This is a genomic window from Neisseria sp. WLZKY-1, assembly GCF_046546535.1.
Lineage (GTDB): Bacteria > Pseudomonadota > Gammaproteobacteria > Burkholderiales > Neisseriaceae > Neisseria.
Window position 1 is genome coordinate 49,049 of record NZ_JBKGTW010000002.1, and the last position, 16,611, is coordinate 65,659.

Here is a 16,611-nt window from a genome sequence, read left to right on the forward strand (position 1 = left end):
ACGGCTCTTAATTTAAGATTCTGTTAACGTATTTGCAGTATCGGCCGGAACGGCAGGTATTTCCTCTTTTTGTTTTTTAATTTGGAGAATATTATGAAACATATTAAAACCCTTGTTGCTCTTGGTGCAGCTTTTGCCGCCTCATCCGTTTTTGCTGCCTCTGCCGGTGCAGCTAATACTGATGCTTCCGGTAAGCGTTTTATTCAAATAGCCGAAAAAGACGGCAAAGCAGCGATTAGGGTCAATGATGATGACGCAAAAGGCTGGACGGCAAACAACAAGCCCGCCACTTTTGCCAAAATCAAAGGCATGACAAGCAAACTACTTGTCAAACACCTAGTAAAAGGCATCATTGAGAATGACGGCAACGGCGTAACCGTCGCCCGCATGTACAAAATGAAAGGTGGCGGTTGGGATTTTATTCCCATGCCCGACCATTCCGGTTTGGGTCGTATGTCTTTTGCCCAAATCGGTAATTCCGATGTCTATTTTGGCGAATGGGCGGATGTGAAAGCAGGTGCGGCCGACGGAACGGCAGGTACAAACCGCTCCGTGTACTACAACGGTACAGGCAGAACCACCAATATGCCTACCAGCGGCACGGCCACTTATGCAGTCAAGGGCATTAACAACCATGTTGCGTGGAATACTGCCGTCTTGCAGGGTGATTTGAAAGCCGACTTCGGCAGGAAAACACTGGCCGGTACTTTGACCAGGGCGACCGGGGATCTGAAAACTTTGGGAATCAATGCCTACATTAGACCTTCCGATGCCTCGTTCTCCGGTAACGCGATTGCCAACGGTTCGGTAAACGGCACAACCAACGGCCACTTCTTCGGCAACAACGCTGCAAGCTTGGCCGGTATCGCCCAGTTTGACAACAACAAAAAACTCAATGCCGCTTTCGGTGGTGCGAAGAAATAATTTGAGTGCCGCTGAAAGTTGACATGAAAGATTATTATAAGCGGGCAGGAATGCGTTTTTCCTGCCCGCTGCACTTTGAGGCCGTCTGAAAACCTTGTCGGCCGCCTGCTGTTTTGCCCCCGTCTTTTCAGAAATATCATTCCCGCGCAGGCGGGAACGGCCTCCGTCTGACTAAGGCCGTCTGAAACCGAAAATTCCCCGTGTCCCCAACTCCCTCTCCTGCGCTCCAAGCGCGGGGGAGGGTTGGGGAGGGGGTGGCAGTTCGCAGAACTGCTTTTGCCGCTGCAGCCCGTAAAAATTTCTGTAGCCGCACAAGCTAGCCCTCCCCCGCGAGCGGGAGAGGGAACGCAGTTGCTACTGCGGCGGCAGAGGCCGTCTGAAAACCCCGTTTCCCCGCCAAACCACAGGAAAGCCCATGAAATACTGTCTGTTTCTCCTTCCGCTGCTGCTGTTGTCCTTGCCCGTCTGCGCCGACAACGAAGACACGCGCCTGCAACTGCGATACGGCATTGAAGAGCGGCAGCAGCGGCAGGAAGGGGAAACGGTGGGTGATTTGTCTTTCGGCGCAGCCGCGCCGCAGGAAGACGACAATCTGCCGACCGCGCTGATGAAGGCGGTGAACGCGCAAAATGAAGCCGAAACGCTGCGCCTGCTCGAAATCTACAAGGCGCAGCCCGATGCCGATCCCGATATGGTGCTGTTTGCCGAAGCCAATCTGGCCGTGTTCCGCGACGATTTGCCGGGCGCGCTGGCACGCTATCGGGAGCTGTATGCGCGCAATCCGCAGTTTGTCCGCGCCAAGCTCGATTTGGCGCGTTTGCTGTTTGTCGACCGGCAGAACAGGGAGTCGGCGGAATTGTTCGGCAGCATCGATATTCCCGAACGCCCCGCCGTCAACGAAAAAATCAAAGGCTTCTCCGACGCGCTCTCCAAACGCGACGCATGGAGCGGCTCGCTCTCCGTCGGCTTGGGACACGACAGCAATCTGAACCGCTCTTCCGCCGCCACCATGCTGCGCGAACAGCAAAGCTGCGGCTTCGATTCCAACGGGCAGCCGATTTTGGACGCCAACGGCAATTTCACCTGCCGCAGCGAATGGCTGCCGATGAAAACCCCCGATGCGCTAAGCGGCCGCATGTGGGCATACGAAGCCGCCGTCAGCCGCCGCCTCTCGCTCAAAGGCCACCACGGCATACAGTTTTCCGGCTACGCGCTGGGCAAAATCTACCCCGGAAACCGCGACTACACCGAACACAGCGTCAGCCTCAGTCCGGCATACAGCTTTCAAAACAAAGACACTTCATTCAGCATCGGCCCACAAATCCAATACGACTGGGTCGGCGGAAAAATGCAGGACAGCAATGCGGGCGTCAGCGCGTCCTACAACCGCACTTTTGCCGACAAAGCCTCGCTGGGCGTGCAGATAGAGCACAAATACGACCGCTACCGCAGCGGCTACGAACATTTCAACGGCCCGCAATCGTTGCTGTTTGCCACCGGCGTGTACGTTTTGCCGAAAGATTGGGTGCTCTTTGGCGGCTACGATTTCCTGCGCAAAAACAGCCGCGAAAAAGTCGATTCCTACCGCCGCCACGGCCTGCGCGGCGGTATCAGCAAACGCTTTGATTCGGGCATCGAAGCCACATTCCAAACCATTTGGCGCAAAACCGCCTATCAGGACTTCCATGCCTGGCTCGACACGCGGCGCAAAGACAAGGAGCACACCTACCAGATCGACCTCAAATACGACCGCCCCGCCCTGCGCGGCTTCATCCCCGTCCTCAGCCTGAAACGCACCGACAACCGCAGCACCTCGTGGGTCAACCGCTACAAACGCAACGAAATCACCTTCAAGCTGCAATACGGGTTTTGAATGTCCGCTTTGCGGGAAGAAGGCCGTCTGAAAGTTTCAGACGGCCTTTGTTTACCCGCACGCTTCCCCGCAAAACTCCAAACCGCGTGCGTTGCTGCGCAACACACCCTACTACGGCAGCAGAGGCCGTCTGAAAGGGGAAATCCCTGTTCAGACGGCCTTTTTTTCATGTGGTGCATGTGGCGGCGGCAGGGTTGGGCTGACGGGCAAGTGTGACGGGCGGTGCTTGCGCCTACGGGAGAATTGCTTTACCCTGCGTCGGCCTGTGTTTTTCAGGTGCTTTTAAGGAAACATCGATATGAACAAAAAAACCGCTTTGCTGCTTGCGTTTGCTGTTGCGGCCTTCGGCCAACAGGCGGCAGCCAAGGAAATCAAGATTCAGGAAAACTCCGCCGGACTGCCTGCCGAGCTCACTGAGAATCTGGCCGGAACGGCTGTGTCCATGGGTGTGAAAGAGCCTTTGGTGATTAAGAAATCCGGCGACGGTGTGGTGATTTCCGGCGCGGGGGCGACACGCTGCAATATCAAGCTGAACGACGACAAAATTGCCGGTGTAAGCTGCAAATAGACCGCTCTGTGGCGAAAAAGGCCGTCTGAAAGAATTTTCAGACGGCCTTTTCGTGCGGCGGGCGCGTTTACGCGGCGGCGGGCTCACGGCGCAGCAGGGTGATGAGATCGGCCAAGCGCGTCTTCATTTCGCGGCGGTCGGTGATTTGGTCGATCGCGCCTTTTTCCAGCAGGAATTCGGCGCGCTGGAAGCCTTCGGGCAGGGTTTCGCGCACGGTCTGTTCGATAACGCGCGGGCCGGCGAAACCGATCAGCGCGCCCGGTTCGGCCATCACGATGTCGCCCAAAAAGGCGAAGCTGGCCGACACGCCGCCCATGGTCGGGTCGGTGAGCACGGAGATGAAGGGCAGCCCTTTTTCTGTGAGCAGGTGCAGGGCGGCGCTGGTTTTCGTCATTTGCATCAGCGAGTTTAGGCCTTCCTGCATACGCGCCCCGCCCGATGCGGACACGCAGATAAAGGAGCAGCCGTCGGCGGCGGCGCGGCGCACGCCCTGAACGAAGCGCTCGCCGACAACCGAGCCCATCGAGCCGCCGATAAAGCGGAATTCGAAGGCGGCAACGACAACGGGCAGGCCGTTCAGACGGCCTTTCATCACCACTATCGCGTCGTCTTCGCCGGTGGTTTTTTTGGCGGCGCTGAGGCGTTCGGGGTATTTTTTGCTGTCTTTGAATTTGAGGATGTCGGTGGGCTTCACGTCGGCGCCGATTTCCTCGCGGCCTTCTTCGTCCAGCAGCAGGTTCAGCCGCTCGCGCGCGCCCATGGCGTTGTGGTGGCCGCATTTGGGGCAGACTTTGTCGTTCTGCACCAGATCGGTGGTGTACACCGTGGCGGCGCAGGCGGGGCATTTGTGCCACAGGCCTTCGGGCACGGCCGATTCGCTTTTGCCTTCGCGTTTGATTTTCGGCGGGAGGATTTTGTCTAACCAGCTCATGTGGACTCCGTTTCAGACGGCCTGTTTAAGACCGTTTGTCAGTTGGGGAAAGGCGCGGATGGTAGCCAAAGACGCCCTGTTAGGCAAGGCCGTTCAGACGGCCTTAACCGCCGCGTTCAGTTCGCGCACCAGAGCGCCGACGGCTTCGGCTTCGCGGCCGGGGTTGGTTTCGATTTCCCTGACGATGCGGCTGCCGACGATAACGGCGTCGGCCACGGCGGCAATCTGCTTCGCGCTTTGCGCGTCGGAAATGCCGAAGCCGACGCCGACGGGCAGGCTGATGTGGCGGCGCAGGACGGCGAGTTTTTCGGCGACGTCGGCGGTGTCGAGCGCGGCCGAGCCGGTGACGCCTTTGAGGGAAACGTAATACACGAAGCCGCCCGCCAGTTTGGCGATTTCTTTCACGCGCTCTTCGGTGGTGGTGGGGGCGATGAGGAAGATGGTTTCCATGCCTTGCGCTTTGAGCGCGCTTTGCAGGGGGGCAACGGTTTCGATGGGGCTGTCTACCGTCAGCACGCCGTCGACACCCGCTTCGGCGGCGGCGCGGGCAAATTCGTCGTAACCCATTTTGTGCACGGGGTTGAGATAACCCATCAGCACGACGGGTGTGTTTTTGTCGCTTTCGCGGAAGCGGCGCACGATGTCGAGCACGCCGGTGAGCGACACGCCCTGCGCAAGGGCGCGTTCGGCGGCGCGCTGGATAACCGGGCCGTCGGCCATCGGGTCGGAAAAGGGTACGCCCAGCTCGATGATGTCCGCACCGGCGGCGGCGAGGCTGTGCATCAGTTCGAGTGTGACGGCGGGCGAGGGGTCGCCGGCGGTGATGTAGGGGATAAGGGCTTTTTTGCCGTTCAGGCGCCCAAAGGCGGCGGTGATTCTGTTCATGGCGCGGGCTTTCGCGGAGGGTTTCGGAAGGGCGGCTTTTTACTATATTTCAGGCCGTCTGAAAACGGCTTTGCGGGCGGCTGCGGTTTGCTGCCGTCGGGAGCTTTGTTTTCAGACGGCCTTAAAGGCCGTCTGAAACCTTGTGCCCTTTCCCGCTTGCGGGGGAAGACTATCTGAAAATCAGTTTTTCAAACTCTGTACCGGCGCGGGAATGCGCCCGCCACGTTTGACGAACACTGCGCACGAGCCGTCTTTCACCGGCATGATGGGGGCGTAGCCGAGCAAACCGCCAAATTCCACTGACTCGCCCACGTCTTTGCCGGGCACGGGGATGATGCGCACGGCGGTGGTTTTGCTGTTGATCATGCCGATGGCGGCTTCGTCGGCGATGATGCCGCTGATGGCGGCGGCGCTGGTGTGGCCGGGTACGGCGACCATGTCGAGGCCGACGGAGCAGACGGCGGTCATGGCTTCGAGTTTGTCCAGCGTGAGCGCGCCCGATTCGGCGGCGGCGATCATGCCTTCGTCTTCGGACACGGGGATAAACGCGCCGGAGAGGCCGCCCACCGCGCTGCTGGCCATCATGCCGCCTTTTTTCACCGCGTCGTTTAACAGCGCGAGCGCGGCGGTGGTGCCGTGCGTGCCGCATACGGACAAGCCCATCGCTTCGAGAATGCGGGCGACGGAATCGCCCACGGCGGGCGTGGGCGCGAGCGACAAGTCCAAAATGCCGAAGGGAATGCCGAGCCGCTTGGCCGCTTCCTGGCCGATGAGTTCGCCCACGCGGGTGATTTTAAAGGCGGTTTTTTTCACCGTTTCGGCGATGGCAGTCAAATCCGCGTCGGCCGGGCAGCTTTCCAAAGCAGCCTGAACCACGCCCGGGCCGGATACGCCCACGTTGAGCATCACATCGCCTTCGCCCGCGCCGTGGAACGCGCCGGCCATAAACGGGTTGTCGTCCACCGCGTTGCAAAACACCACGATTTTGGCGCAGCCGAAGCCTTCGGGCGTGGTGTCGGCGGTGTGTTTGATGGTTTCGCCCATCAGCCGCACCGCGTCCATATTGATGCCGGCGCGGGTGCTGCCGATGGCGACCGAGCTGCACACGATGTCGGTGGTGCGCATCGCTTCGGGTATCGAGCGGATTAGGGTTTGCGCCGAAGGCGACATGCCTTTTTGCACCAGCGCGGAAAAGCCGCCGATAAAGGATACGCCGATGGCTTTCGCGGCTTTATCCAGCGTTTGGGCGATGGAAACATAGCTTTCCGCACCCGTGGCCGCCGCGATTTGGGCGATGGGTGTAACCGAAATGCGCTGGTTGACAATCGGCACGCCGTATTTGGCCGACAAAAATTGCGCGGTGGAGACCAGGTCTTTGCCCACGCGGGTGATTTTGTTGTAGATGTTTTGGTTGAGCGTGTCGAGATCGGGCGAGATGCAGTCGTGCAGGTCGATGCCGATGGTGAGCGTGCGCACGTCGAAATTCTGGTCGGCAACCATGCGTACGGTTTCTAGGATTTCGGCGGATTGGAGTTGGGTTTGCATGGAGACTTTCTGTTGAATGGGGTTGAACCGGAGGCCGTCTGAAAACTGCTTTCAGTAGGTCGGGCATGAATGCCCGATGTTTTTGAAGTCTGTCGGTGTTTGTCGGGCATAAATGCCCGACCTTATTTGTAGGCCGTCTGAGTGCGTATTCAGACGGCCTTTTGTCTGCTAAATCCGGTGCATGGCGGCAAACAGCTCTTCGTTTTGCATCCGAATGTCCAGCGACAGGCGTTGCCCTGCTTCGGCGAATACGTCGAGCATTTCGGCGCGGCTTTGCGGGCATTTTTCGGTGTCCATCAGGATAATCATGGTGAAGTAGTCGTCCATCAGCTGCTGGCTGATGTTGAGGATGTTGATTTGGTGTTCGGCCAGAAGTTTGGCAACGTCGTACACGATGCCGATGCGGTCTTTGCCGATTACGGTGAGAACGGAATGGGACATTTGGGTTTCCTTATATTAGGGATGGGCGGATGAGGCCGTCTGAACGGGCGGCGGGATTGTGCCGCGCCTTCGGGCAAGGGGCGAACTCTATCGCCTGCCTGAGGAAAAGGCAAATCGGTGTCAAGGCCGTCTGAAAGCGCGGTTGGGCGGAAAACGGAAGCCGCGGCAGGGCAGGGCGGACATTTTTTACATTGCCCGATTGATGGCATGAATCTGTCTTGAAAACGGAGTTTTCCGCCTTTTTATTGCGCTGACGATGGCAAAACGCAAGCCAACAGATAGATTGTAGACAAATTTTCAATTTTAACGCTTGGTTTGCGCCTAAGTTGTGCGTAAAAAACGGTTGAAGATTGTAGACAATTATTGCTAGACTGCGCCGCAAGTCTTTCCCTTAATCTCTTAACCGTTCTGCAAAGGAAACATCATGAGCCAAACCAATCTCGACACCCTGTTCCAACAAATCAAACAGCGCGACCCGAACCAGGCGCCCTTCCATCAGGCGGTGGAAGAAGTGTTTATGAGTTTGCAGCCTTTTTTGGCGAAAAACCCGCAATACACCCGCCACGGCCTTTTGGAGCGCATCGTCGAACCCGAACGCGTGGTGATGTTCCGCGTATCGTGGGTGGACGACCAAGGGCAGGTGCAGGTCAACCGCGGCTACCGCGTGCAGATGAATTCCGCCATCGGCCCCTATAAAGGCGGCCTGCGTTTCCATCCCACCGTCGATTTGGGCGTGTTGAAATTTCTCGCGTTTGAACAAGTATTTAAAAACGCGCTCACCACGCTGCCGATGGGCGGCGGCAAAGGCGGCTCGGATTTCGACCCCAAAGGCAAATCCGACGGCGAAGTGATGCGCTTCTGCCAGGCCTTTATGAGCGAACTCTACCGCCACATCGGCGCGGACACCGACGTGCCCGCAGGCGACATCGGCGTGGGCGGCCGCGAAATCGGTTTCCTGTTCGGCCAGTACAAAAAACTGCGCAACGAATTTACTTCGGTGCTCACCGGCAAGGGGCTTACTTGGGGCGGCAGCCTGATCCGCCCCGAAGCCACCGGCTACGGCACGGTCTATTTCGCCCAATCCATGCTGCAAACCAAAGGCGACGGCTTTGAAGGCAAGCGCGTCGTGATTTCCGGCAGCGGCAACGTGGCGCAATACGCCTGCGAAAAAGCCATCCAGCTCGGCGCGAAAGTGCTCACCGTATCCGATTCCAACGGCTTCGCCCTCTTCCCCGACAGCGGCATGACCGAAGCGCAGCTGGCCGCGCTGATCGAATTGAAAGAAGTGCGCCGCGAACGCGTGAAAACCTACGCGCAGGAGCAGGGCTTGCAGTATTTTGAAGGGCAGAAACCCTGGGGCGTGAAATGCGACATCGCCCTGCCGTGCGCCACCCAAAACGAATTGGACGGCAAAGACGCCGCCACCCTGCTGGTCAACGGCGTGCAGTGCGTGGCCGAAGGCGCGAATATGCCCTCTACGCTTGAAGCCGTCGAAGCCTTCCTGAAAGCGAAAATCCTCTACGCGCCGGGCAAAGCCTCCAACGCGGGCGGCGTCGCCACCTCGGGCTTGGAAATGAGCCAAAACCACATCCGCCTCTCCTGGCCGCGCGAAAAAGTGGACGGCCGCCTGTTCGACATCATGGCAAACATCCATGAAAACTGCGTGGCCAACGGTACAGAAAACGGCTATACCAACTATGTCAACGGCGCCAACATCGCCGGTTTCAAAAAAGTGGCCGACGCCATGCTGGCGCAGGGCATTGTCTGATTCGAGACCGCCCGAACAGCGGGTTTGACCTCCGTGCAAGGGCGGAAAAAATGTAAAGAACCGCACGCCGGGAAATGTTCCGACGTGCGGTTTTTGACAGTTGAGGCCGTCTGAAAACATTGCTGGACAAGGGTTTGCGGATTTTCAGACGGCCTGTTGCGCGGGTAAATTCGGGTTAAGCAGGCTTGATTGTCCGCAAAACAGGCAGTTAACATGATGCGGCAGTTTCGGCTGCATTCCCACAAAACAACCCACAGGAGTTCATACATGAAAACAATCACCCTCGCCGCCCTCGCCGCCGTTTTGACTTTGGCCGCCTGCGCTTCCCCCGACAGCGGCACGCCCGAACCGGCTCCCGCCGAACAAAGCCAAAACGGCGGCGAGGGTACACGGTTTACCTGCGAAAACGGCCTTTCCGTACAGGTACGCAGCCTGAGCAACAGCCAAATCGAATTGCGCCTCGACGACAAACAGGCCGTCCTTAATTCCGCCGTCGCCGCCTCAGGCGAACGCTACACCGCCACCGAAGGTCTGTTCGGCAAAGGCGCGGAATGGCATCAGAAAGGCGGCGAAGCCTACTTCGAATTCACCGATCCCTACGGCAACAAAGTCAACACCACCTGCCGCTCGTAACGGCACATTTTCAGACGGCCTGACAGACAAAAAGGCCGTCTGAAAACAAACAAAAGCCCGGTTTTGCAGAAAACCGGGCTTTTTCATTGCGTCAGGAAAAGGCCGTCTGAAAGCACCCTTTAACTTCGTTAAGCGGCGCTTTCAGACGGCCTTATTCCTTTTTGCTGATTACTTATGCCTTTTAAAAGAAAAAGAATATTCCAAAAAATTCTTAGCTGCTCTGCCGACGGGAAACTATGATGCCCGCCTGCTTAATACCGAAAGGAAGAAATGCCATGCCCCACCGCAAAAACATCCTCTTCACCGTATCCGACAGCACGCCGCTTGCGGAACTCTACCGCCGCCTGTCGCAAGGCATCGACATTATCGAAGCGCACAGCGCCTTTGCCCACAAACGCGCGCTGCCGACGGTGCGCCAGGCCATCAGCCATCTGCGCCGTTTCGTTGCCGGCGAATTGGGCACCGACGAAGGCGCGAAGCTGTGGTTTAAAAAACTCACCAAGCTCGCCGAAGAAGTGGGCGACATGACGCCCGCGCAGTCTGCCTACATTCTCGCCGCCGCCGAAGTGGCGCACGCCGCCTCGCATATGGGGCATGTGAACATGGCGCTCAGCCGCGGCGGCCGCACCCGCGCCGATGCCGAATATGTGAAGCTGCAAACCGCCTACGTTAATTTTGCCTTCAAAGGCGTCGATGAATTTCTGGCGCTGGCCGACAGCAGCCTGAAACCGAATTTTGCTTTTAACGACGAAGCCGTGGCAGCCTGAAAACTGCCGCCGCACAAGGAGAAAATCATGAGCGCCTTACCGCTGGAAACCTACTTTGAAGCCGACGAAACCGAGCGCTTCACCCCTTATTCCTACGCCGCAATCGTGCCGCAACGGGGCGAAACTTACGCCGCGCAGGCCGCAGACATCGCCGAACAAATCCGCCGCCAATTCAAAGGCAGCGGCCGCAAAATCGTGCGCCAAACCGTCTTTCTGCGCGACGCCGAACGCCTAGACGAAGTGGCCGCGCTGTTTGCACAAAACTTTGGCGACAGTCTGCCGCTGACCGCCTACGTTGCCCAAGCCCCCGCCGACGGCAGCCTGCTCACCGCCGAGATCGCCGCCGTTTCCGTGGCCGATGCCCAAGTGCGCCGCATCAGCCCGCAGCTGACTACCGTGTCCCACAACGGCATCACCTTCGTCCACACCCACGCCGACGCCTTCCAAAACGGCCGCGCCCCGCGCGAAAATTCTTATGCCGACACCCGCGCCGTGCTCGAAGAAAACCTTGCCCTGCTCAAACAAGGCGGTGCCCGCCTCGACCAAGTGTTCCGCACCTGGTTTTACATGGGCAGCATCGTCGCCCCCGACAGCCGCGCCGCCGACCATGAGCAGCGCTATAAAGAACTCAACCGCGCCCGCACCGACGTCTTCGGCGACACCCGCTTCCTTGAAAGCAGCCTGAAAACCCAACCCGCCTTCGACGTTTACCCCGCCTCCACCGGCATCGGCATGGGCGGCGAAGACATCGCCCTGGGCACCACCGCCCTGTTGACCGAGCGCCGCGACGTGTACACCCTGCCGCTGGAAAACCCGCGCCAAACCCCCGCTTTCGACTACGCCCGCCATTACAGCCCCGAAAGCCCCAAATTCGCCCGCGCCATGGCCGTTATCTACGACGACACCGCCGACGTTTATGTTTCCGGCACCGCCTCCATCACCGCCTCCGAAACCCAACACATCGGCAACACCGCCAAGCAGACCGAAGAAACCCTGCTCAACATCGCCACCCTGATCAGCGCCGACAACTTCGCCGCCTCCGGCTTCCCCGGCTACGGCGCCACACTCGGCGAGCTGGCCGCCGTGCGCGCCTACGTCAAACATGCCGCCGACCACGAAACCGTGCGCGCCGTGTGCGAACGCCAACTCCCCGGCGTGCCCGTGGTTTACACCATCGGCGACGTCTGCCGCGACGATCTGCTGGTCGAACTCGAAGCCGTCGCCCATATCCGCAAGGCCGTCTGAAAAGACAGCCTGAAAAAGCCAAAGGCAGCCTGAAAAGGCTTTCAGGCTGCCTGACGGCTTAAAACAGCATCTGCCACAGGCAAAACACCGGCAGCCGTTTGCACCCTCTCCCGCTTGCGGGGGAGGGCCGGGGTGGGGGCGCTTGGCATTGCAGCCATATCTGCCACCGCATTTCTGCGAAATGCCACCCCCTACCCACCCCTCCCCCGCGCAAGCGCAGGGGCGAGAGAAAACGGCAGCCGCCTGTCCCGCGAAACGCCGCCGACGTTTTCAGGCTGCCCTCGCCCCATTACCAAAAAAGGAACCCGAAACATGACCCGCCTTTACGACATCCCCGATTACACCCTCGACGAACTCTACGACTACTACAACCGCGTGATCGACCACGCCGAAAGCCTCAAACCCGCCATCCACCCGCGCACCCGCTTCCAAGTCGAAAACGCCTTGCGCGACTACCGCAAATTCGGCACCGGCGAATTGGACATCGACCTGGGCACCAAACGCTGGTTCCGCGTTATGTCCCACCTGGTCGAAGAAGTCGGCGACCTCGACGAAGGCCAAACCGCCTACATCCTCGCCCTCGCCGAAATCGGTCACGCCGCCGCCCACCTCGGCCACCTCAACACCGCCCTCAGCCGCGGCGGCCGCACCGAAGCCGACGTCAAGTACGAAGCCCTCAACCGCGCCTACGTCGGCTTCGGCTTCAAATGCGCCGAAACCTATCTGGATTTGGTGCCGCCGTCGGCCGCTTCCGCCGCAACAGCGGCAGGCAGCACATTAGGCACAAGGGCGCTTGCGGCCGTCTGAATCATAAGGAAAAGAAGGCAAAAGGCCGTCTGAAAGCAAACCTGCAACGAAATAAAGCCTTCGTGCGGTTTTTCAGACGGCCTTTTCCTTGTCTGCCTGTGACGCATTTCCCGTGCAGTACACGTTTCATGCTTTTTACGGCGCGGTGTGCCCTGCGCTATCATTCCGATATTGTTAGAACCCGCTACGGAACAGCCAAAAGGACATCCCATGTCCAATCTCCCCAAACTCCAAGCCGCTGCGGCGGACATCATCCGCTTTGCCTTCCCCCATATCCGCGCCCAAGCCGAAGCCAAGGGCGGGAAGCCGGCGGCGTTTTACTTTCGCTTTGTCGCCGATTTCTACGCCGCCGCGCCCGACGGCATTTCGCAAGAAGACATCGACCGGCAAGACGGGACTTTGCAGGACGCGCTGTGGTCTGGTGAAGCGGCGGAATACGACGTGCCCGTGCAGCCGTCCAATCCCGACGGCGATAACTGGCTGGACGGGCAAAGCCTGCTGTACTGCTTGGGCTATGAATTGAGCGAACAGGCAGCTTGCATCGGCGAAGAAACGGGCGACGACACCGCTTACGACACCGCCCGCGCCGATTTTGAAAACGCCGTGATTGCCGCCATGCAGCAATGCGACCGCGAGGGCGTGTTTGGCAACCGCGCCGAAAACGGCTTGCTGCTGTTCGCCTATTACGCCGATGTGGACGACGAACACAAGCCCGAAGCCGAACAGCTTTTGCACCGCTCCGCCAAGGCGTTGAACGGCAAAAAAGGCTACGACCGCATTGTTGCCGTCGGCACGGAACAGTAGGCGGCGCGAAAAAGGCAGCCTGAAAAGCCGTTTTCTGTTTTCAGGCTGCCTTTGGTGTCGTCTGAAAGAATGAAATCGGGCGTTTCAGGCTGCCTGAACGGCGTGCGCGGTCGGGGAAAGTTCATTCGGGGCGGAAGGTGTGCGCGGCAATCGCTGCCTGCTGCTCTGCCGAAAAGTTGTCGCCGAAGTGTTGCAGGAATGCCGTTGTGTCCGTCCACGCCGCCAAGTCGTCGGCGATGGCGGGCAGGCGGGCGAGAAACTGCGGGGCGAATTGGCTGACCAGTTCGGCGTCGTCAAAATCTATGCTGCGTATTGTTTCGTGTTCCGCCGTAAACAGGCGTTCCCGCCGATCGAAGCACAGCGCGCGGTAGTTTTGCTCTTTGGGATCATCGTCCGCCAGACGGTAATACACGTCAAAATAATATTGCCCGCCGTACATGCTTTTTTGGATGGTGAACAGGCACAGCAAAAATTCGGCGCGGTAGAAATAGTTGTTGGCGTTGAGACGTTGGAAACCGTGTTGTTTCAATATTGCCCGCAGTTGTTTTAAGAAGGTTTTGGCGTCGGTCATGGGATGTCCTTGGTGGAGAAGTTCGTTTCAGGCTGCCTTTGAGGCCGTCTGAAAAGGGAAAAACGGCGTTTTGAGCTGCCCGAACGGCGTGCACAGCAACGCTGCATACTCTACGGCTTTAATGTCCAAACTGCCGCAGCAGGTAGTCAAACAGCGCGTCGGCGGCGTATTCGGCGTGTTCGCGGCGCACGGGGACGTTGAAATAATAGGTCTGGTCGGCGAAGCGCTCGCGGATGTGGGCGGGCAGGTCGTAGAGTTCGGCGTAGGATTCGGCGATTCGGCGCACGGCGGCAGAGACGGTGGCGATGTCGCAATCGCGCTCGGTGATGTCGTAGAACAGGGCGCAGTGTTCGGCATCGAGATTGGCGAGGATGATAACGGGGTAGCGGTGGCGGGCGCAGTAGTCGTAGTGCTCGCTATCGGCGCTGTTGCGGGTGAATTTGCGGATGGGCATTTTCAGGCTGCCTTAAAGTTAAAAATGGATGAAGACGGTTTTGCCGCAGCGCGGCTGCTGCCAGTATTCGCGCCATGTGGCTAGGTGGTCGGCGATTTGGCGGGCGAGGGCGGGGGTTTGGTTGTGTAGTTCGCACAGGTGTTCAAAGCGGATGCGGATACGGCTTTCAGGCTGCCATGCCAAAGCGCGCATCAGGTCGTCCAGCGCGTCGGCATTGGGACAGGGCTGGGGGAAGGACAGGACTTGGGCGATGCGCTCGGCAAAGGCGGCTGCGCTGCGCAGGTGGCGCAGGCTGATGTTGACGGTGAGGGTGTCTGGGGCGGTGAGGGCGGATTGGGTGAAACGGGACATGTTTTTTCTTTTTTGGGCAGCCTGAAACGGGGTTCGGTAGGTCGGACATCGATGCCCGGCCTAGACGGCTGTTTGAAGGCCGTCTGAAACGCTGTGTGCCGCAGTTTGCAGTGAATCGGATTTGCGGATTTTCTTTGTTTTGAGGCCGTCTGAAACGGTGCTTTAACTTGGTTGGAGCTTGGTTTTCAGACGGCCTTTTGCAGCGGGAGGGTCAGCGCTGCGGGGCGGGTTGGATGATGCAGCCGCCGACGGTTTCGCGGCCTGCGGGGGCGGGCTGCGGAGCGGCGGCCGCGCCGTGGCAGGAGAGGGCGCTGAGGGAGTTTTTCGGCGAGCCTTGGATGATTTTGTCGCTGTATACCATGTAGGCGAAGGCTTTGCGTTTGGGGTCGTAGTAGCGCATGATTTGCGTGCTTTTGAAGGCGAAGCTGGCGCTGCGGCGGAAGATTTGTTTGGGTTTGAGCACGGCTTGTTCGGCAAATTCGACGGCGGGGGCGGTTTGCACGCAGGAGACGGAGGCGTCGCTGGCGTCTTCTTCGAGGTTGACGGCTTCTTTGAGGCCGCCTTTTTTGGCGTAGGAGAGGTAGCAGGTGATGCCTTTGACGTCTTCGTCGTCGAAGGCTTCGATTTCTATGCGGTCGTTTTTGCCGAGGATGCGGAAGACGGTGCTGGCGTCGCCGATTTTGTCGGCATCGGAATCGCAGGCGGCGAGAAGGAGGGCGGCGGCCAGGCAGGCGGCGGTTTTGAGGCTCATGTTTTTTCCTTGGGTGTTTTGCGGACGGCCATTCTGCCACAGGGTGCGTGCCGTTCCAAACGGGAGGCCGTCTGAACAAGGAAAAAGCGTTTTCAGACGGCCTCATCCGTCGAGGCCGTCTGAAAACGCTTGGCATGGGAACGGGTTTTACAGGCGCACTTCGATGCCGGCCGCGCGCATGGCTTCTTTGGCTTCGCGGACGGTGGCTTCGCCGAAGTGGAAGATGCTGGCGGCCAGGACGGCGTCGGCTTTGCCTTCGGTGATGCCTTCGATAAGGTGGGTGATGCTGCCGACGCCGCCTGAGGCGATAACGGGGATGCCGACGGCTTCGCTGACGGCGCGGGTGAGCGGCAGGTTGAAGCCTTGTTTGGTGCCGTCTCTGTCCATGCTGGTGAGCAGGATTTCGCCCGCGCCGCGCCGCTGCATTTCGCGCGCCCATTCAACGGCGTCGAGGCCGGCGGGGGTGCGGCCGCCGTGGGTGAAGATTTCCCAGCGGCTGTTGTCGGGGTTGACGGCTTTGGCATCGAGGGCGACGACGATGGCCTGCGAGCCGAAAAAGCCTGCGGCTTCGTCAATCAGGCCGGGGTTGGTGACGGCGGCGGTGTTGATGCTGACTTTGTCGGCGCCGGCGTTGAGCAGGCGGCGGATGTCGGTGACGCTGCGCACGCCGCCGCCGACGGTGAGGGGGATGAAGACTTGTTCGGCCACGGCTTCGATAACGTGGAGGAGGGTGTTGCGGTTGTCGGATGAGGCGGTGATGTCGAGGAAGGCGATTTCGTCGGCGCCTTCGTCGTTGTAGCGTTTGGCGATGTCGACGGGGTTACCCGCATCGCGCAGGCCGACGAAGTTGACGCCTTTGACGACGCGGCCGTCTTTGACGTCGAGACAGGGGATGATGCGTTTGCTCAGTGCCATGCTGTGCTTTCTTGCGAAAAAACAGGCCGCCCGTTGCGGGGCGGCCTGCGGGTTAGGAAACGAAGGGGGAAAGTATGCTTTTCATGTGTTCGGGCTTAGAGAGCCAGTAAAAGCCGAGCGAGCCGACAACGGATATGGCAAGGGTGGCGGCAAAACTGTTGGAGAGGCGGTTGACGGCGGTGAGCACCAGCGCGACGTATATCCACTGCACGCCGATTTCCGCCACCCATATGCCGTCCATCGTCGGCAGGGTCATGGACATGAAGCCGCGGATGATGACGGCGATGACCATGAAACCGAGGCTTTCCGAGAGTGCGTAAATGTCACGGTCGGACGACCAGATCATCCAAAATCCCAAAACGAATGCTTCTAACATTT

General features: G+C 59.1%; 19 protein-coding genes. 9 read left to right on the plus strand and 10 right to left on the minus strand.

Annotated features, from left to right (window positions below):
- The first annotated feature begins 93 nt into the window (after nt 1–93).
- The 3 genes from ACLD9W_RS01050 (at nt 94) to ACLD9W_RS01060 (ending at nt 3,365) form a co-directional block, all read left to right on the plus strand.
- Nucleotides 94–924 (plus strand): Slam-dependent surface lipoprotein, encoded by an 831-nt coding sequence (locus ACLD9W_RS01050; RefSeq protein WP_410840287.1) that lies wholly within the window; start codon nt 94–96, stop codon nt 922–924.
- A 415-nt stretch (nt 925–1,339) separates the two neighbouring features.
- A complete protein-coding gene (locus ACLD9W_RS01055) occupies nt 1,340–2,797 on the plus strand; it encodes a surface lipoprotein assembly modifier (protein WP_410840288.1) in 1,458 nt (485 codons plus the stop codon).
- A 298-nt stretch (nt 2,798–3,095) separates the two neighbouring features.
- Nucleotides 3,096–3,365: a hypothetical protein gene (locus tag ACLD9W_RS01060; protein ID WP_410840289.1), complete on the plus strand. Its 270-nt coding sequence runs from the start codon at nt 3,096–3,098 to the stop codon at nt 3,363–3,365.
- A 67-nt stretch (nt 3,366–3,432) separates the two neighbouring features.
- Here the strand turns inward: ACLD9W_RS01060 and accD are convergent, their stop codons facing one another.
- The 4 genes from accD to ACLD9W_RS01080 all read right to left on the minus strand — a co-directional run bounded on the left by accD (nt 3,433) and on the right by ACLD9W_RS01080 (nt 7,167).
- Nucleotides 3,433–4,296, minus strand: a complete 864-nt coding sequence (accD, locus tag ACLD9W_RS01065) for an acetyl-CoA carboxylase, carboxyltransferase subunit beta (RefSeq protein ID WP_410840290.1) — start codon at nt 4,294–4,296, stop codon at nt 3,433–3,435.
- A 93-nt stretch (nt 4,297–4,389) separates the two neighbouring features.
- Nucleotides 4,390–5,181, minus strand: coding sequence for a tryptophan synthase subunit alpha (gene trpA / locus ACLD9W_RS01070; protein WP_410840291.1), 792 nt, complete (start codon nt 5,179–5,181; stop codon nt 4,390–4,392).
- 180 nt (nt 5,182–5,361) lie between these two features.
- On the minus strand, nt 5,362–6,726 hold the full coding sequence (locus ACLD9W_RS01075) for a PFL family protein (RefSeq protein ID WP_410840292.1): 1,365 nt from the start codon (nt 6,724–6,726) through the stop codon (nt 5,362–5,364).
- Nucleotides 6,727–6,894: 168 nt separating this feature from the next.
- Nucleotides 6,895–7,167 (minus strand): ACT domain-containing protein, encoded by a 273-nt coding sequence (locus ACLD9W_RS01080; protein ID WP_009425922.1) that lies wholly within the window; start codon nt 7,165–7,167, stop codon nt 6,895–6,897.
- A gap of 424 nt (nt 7,168–7,591) precedes the next feature.
- Between ACLD9W_RS01080 and gdhA the strand changes: the two genes are divergently transcribed.
- The 6 genes from gdhA (at nt 7,592) to ACLD9W_RS01110 (ending at nt 13,191) form a co-directional block, all read left to right on the plus strand.
- Nucleotides 7,592–8,935 carry an NADP-specific glutamate dehydrogenase gene (gene gdhA, locus ACLD9W_RS01085; RefSeq protein WP_410840293.1) on the plus strand — a complete coding sequence of 448 codons (1,344 nt, stop codon included), beginning with the start codon at nt 7,592–7,594 and terminating at the stop codon, nt 8,933–8,935.
- 267 nt (nt 8,936–9,202) lie between these two features.
- Nucleotides 9,203–9,568, plus strand: a complete 366-nt coding sequence (locus ACLD9W_RS01090) for an MliC family protein (protein WP_410840294.1) — start codon at nt 9,203–9,205, stop codon at nt 9,566–9,568.
- Nucleotides 9,569–9,843: 275 nt separating this feature from the next.
- Nucleotides 9,844–10,335, plus strand: coding sequence for a CoA biosynthesis protein CoaBC (locus ACLD9W_RS01095; protein ID WP_410840295.1), 492 nt, complete (start codon nt 9,844–9,846; stop codon nt 10,333–10,335).
- A 27-nt stretch (nt 10,336–10,362) separates the two neighbouring features.
- Nucleotides 10,363–11,580, plus strand: a complete 1,218-nt coding sequence (locus ACLD9W_RS01100) for an endoribonuclease L-PSP (RefSeq protein WP_410840296.1) — start codon at nt 10,363–10,365, stop codon at nt 11,578–11,580.
- 312 nt (nt 11,581–11,892) lie between these two features.
- Nucleotides 11,893–12,387, plus strand: a complete 495-nt coding sequence (locus tag ACLD9W_RS01105; RefSeq protein WP_410840297.1) for a hypothetical protein — start codon at nt 11,893–11,895, stop codon at nt 12,385–12,387.
- Between the two features lie 210 nt (nt 12,388–12,597).
- Nucleotides 12,598–13,191 (plus strand): hypothetical protein, encoded by a 594-nt coding sequence (locus ACLD9W_RS01110; RefSeq protein ID WP_410840298.1) that lies wholly within the window; start codon nt 12,598–12,600, stop codon nt 13,189–13,191.
- Nucleotides 13,192–13,312: 121 nt separating this feature from the next.
- On the opposite strand, the gene ACLD9W_RS01115 is transcribed toward ACLD9W_RS01110, so the two are convergent.
- From ACLD9W_RS01115 to ACLD9W_RS01140, 6 genes are all read right to left on the minus strand, one after another.
- On the minus strand, nt 13,313–13,762 hold the full coding sequence (locus ACLD9W_RS01115; protein ID WP_410840299.1) for a DUF4304 domain-containing protein: 450 nt from the start codon (nt 13,760–13,762) through the stop codon (nt 13,313–13,315).
- Between the two features lie 118 nt (nt 13,763–13,880).
- Complete coding sequence (locus tag ACLD9W_RS01120) at nt 13,881–14,216, minus strand: hypothetical protein (RefSeq protein ID WP_410840300.1); 336 nt, start codon at nt 14,214–14,216, stop codon at nt 13,881–13,883.
- A gap of 18 nt (nt 14,217–14,234) precedes the next feature.
- Nucleotides 14,235–14,567, minus strand: a complete 333-nt coding sequence (locus ACLD9W_RS01125) for a barstar family protein (RefSeq protein WP_410840301.1) — start codon at nt 14,565–14,567, stop codon at nt 14,235–14,237.
- Nucleotides 14,568–14,778: 211 nt separating this feature from the next.
- Complete coding sequence (locus tag ACLD9W_RS01130; protein WP_410840302.1) at nt 14,779–15,318, minus strand: CreA family protein; 540 nt, start codon at nt 15,316–15,318, stop codon at nt 14,779–14,781.
- Nucleotides 15,319–15,465: 147 nt separating this feature from the next.
- Nucleotides 15,466–16,233 (minus strand): imidazole glycerol phosphate synthase subunit HisF, encoded by a 768-nt coding sequence (gene hisF / locus ACLD9W_RS01135; protein ID WP_410840303.1) that lies wholly within the window; start codon nt 16,231–16,233, stop codon nt 15,466–15,468.
- Between the two features lie 52 nt (nt 16,234–16,285).
- Nucleotides 16,286–16,609 (minus strand): diguanylate cyclase, encoded by a 324-nt coding sequence (locus ACLD9W_RS01140; protein ID WP_410840304.1) that lies wholly within the window; start codon nt 16,607–16,609, stop codon nt 16,286–16,288.
- Nucleotides 16,610–16,611 lie beyond the last annotated feature (2 nt).

Coding starts and splice junctions, on each gene's coding strand:
- ACLD9W_RS01050 (WP_410840287.1), top strand. CDS start 94: ATGAAACATATTAAAACCCTTGTTGCTCTTGGTGCAGCTTTTGCCGCC.
- ACLD9W_RS01055 (WP_410840288.1), top strand. CDS start 1,340: ATGAAATACTGTCTGTTTCTCCTTCCGCTGCTGCTGTTGTCCTTGCCC.
- ACLD9W_RS01060 (WP_410840289.1), top strand. CDS start 3,096: ATGAACAAAAAAACCGCTTTGCTGCTTGCGTTTGCTGTTGCGGCCTTC.
- accD (WP_410840290.1), bottom strand. CDS start 4,296: ATGAGCTGGTTAGACAAAATCCTCCCGCCGAAAATCAAACGCGAAGGC.
- trpA (WP_410840291.1), bottom strand. CDS start 5,181: ATGAACAGAATCACCGCCGCCTTTGGGCGCCTGAACGGCAAAAAAGCC.
- ACLD9W_RS01075 (WP_410840292.1), bottom strand. CDS start 6,726: ATGCAAACCCAACTCCAATCCGCCGAAATCCTAGAAACCGTACGCATG.
- ACLD9W_RS01080 (WP_009425922.1), bottom strand. CDS start 7,167: ATGTCCCATTCCGTTCTCACCGTAATCGGCAAAGACCGCATCGGCATC.
- gdhA (WP_410840293.1), top strand. CDS start 7,592: ATGAGCCAAACCAATCTCGACACCCTGTTCCAACAAATCAAACAGCGC.
- ACLD9W_RS01090 (WP_410840294.1), top strand. CDS start 9,203: ATGAAAACAATCACCCTCGCCGCCCTCGCCGCCGTTTTGACTTTGGCC.
- ACLD9W_RS01095 (WP_410840295.1), top strand. CDS start 9,844: ATGCCCCACCGCAAAAACATCCTCTTCACCGTATCCGACAGCACGCCG.
- ACLD9W_RS01100 (WP_410840296.1), top strand. CDS start 10,363: ATGAGCGCCTTACCGCTGGAAACCTACTTTGAAGCCGACGAAACCGAG.
- ACLD9W_RS01105 (WP_410840297.1), top strand. CDS start 11,893: ATGACCCGCCTTTACGACATCCCCGATTACACCCTCGACGAACTCTAC.
- ACLD9W_RS01110 (WP_410840298.1), top strand. CDS start 12,598: ATGTCCAATCTCCCCAAACTCCAAGCCGCTGCGGCGGACATCATCCGC.
- ACLD9W_RS01115 (WP_410840299.1), bottom strand. CDS start 13,762: ATGACCGACGCCAAAACCTTCTTAAAACAACTGCGGGCAATATTGAAA.
- ACLD9W_RS01120 (WP_410840300.1), bottom strand. CDS start 14,216: ATGCCCATCCGCAAATTCACCCGCAACAGCGCCGATAGCGAGCACTAC.
- ACLD9W_RS01125 (WP_410840301.1), bottom strand. CDS start 14,567: ATGTCCCGTTTCACCCAATCCGCCCTCACCGCCCCAGACACCCTCACC.
- ACLD9W_RS01130 (WP_410840302.1), bottom strand. CDS start 15,318: ATGAGCCTCAAAACCGCCGCCTGCCTGGCCGCCGCCCTCCTTCTCGCC.
- hisF (WP_410840303.1), bottom strand. CDS start 16,233: ATGGCACTGAGCAAACGCATCATCCCCTGTCTCGACGTCAAAGACGGC.
- ACLD9W_RS01140 (WP_410840304.1), bottom strand. CDS start 16,609: ATGTTAGAAGCATTCGTTTTGGGATTTTGGATGATCTGGTCGTCCGAC.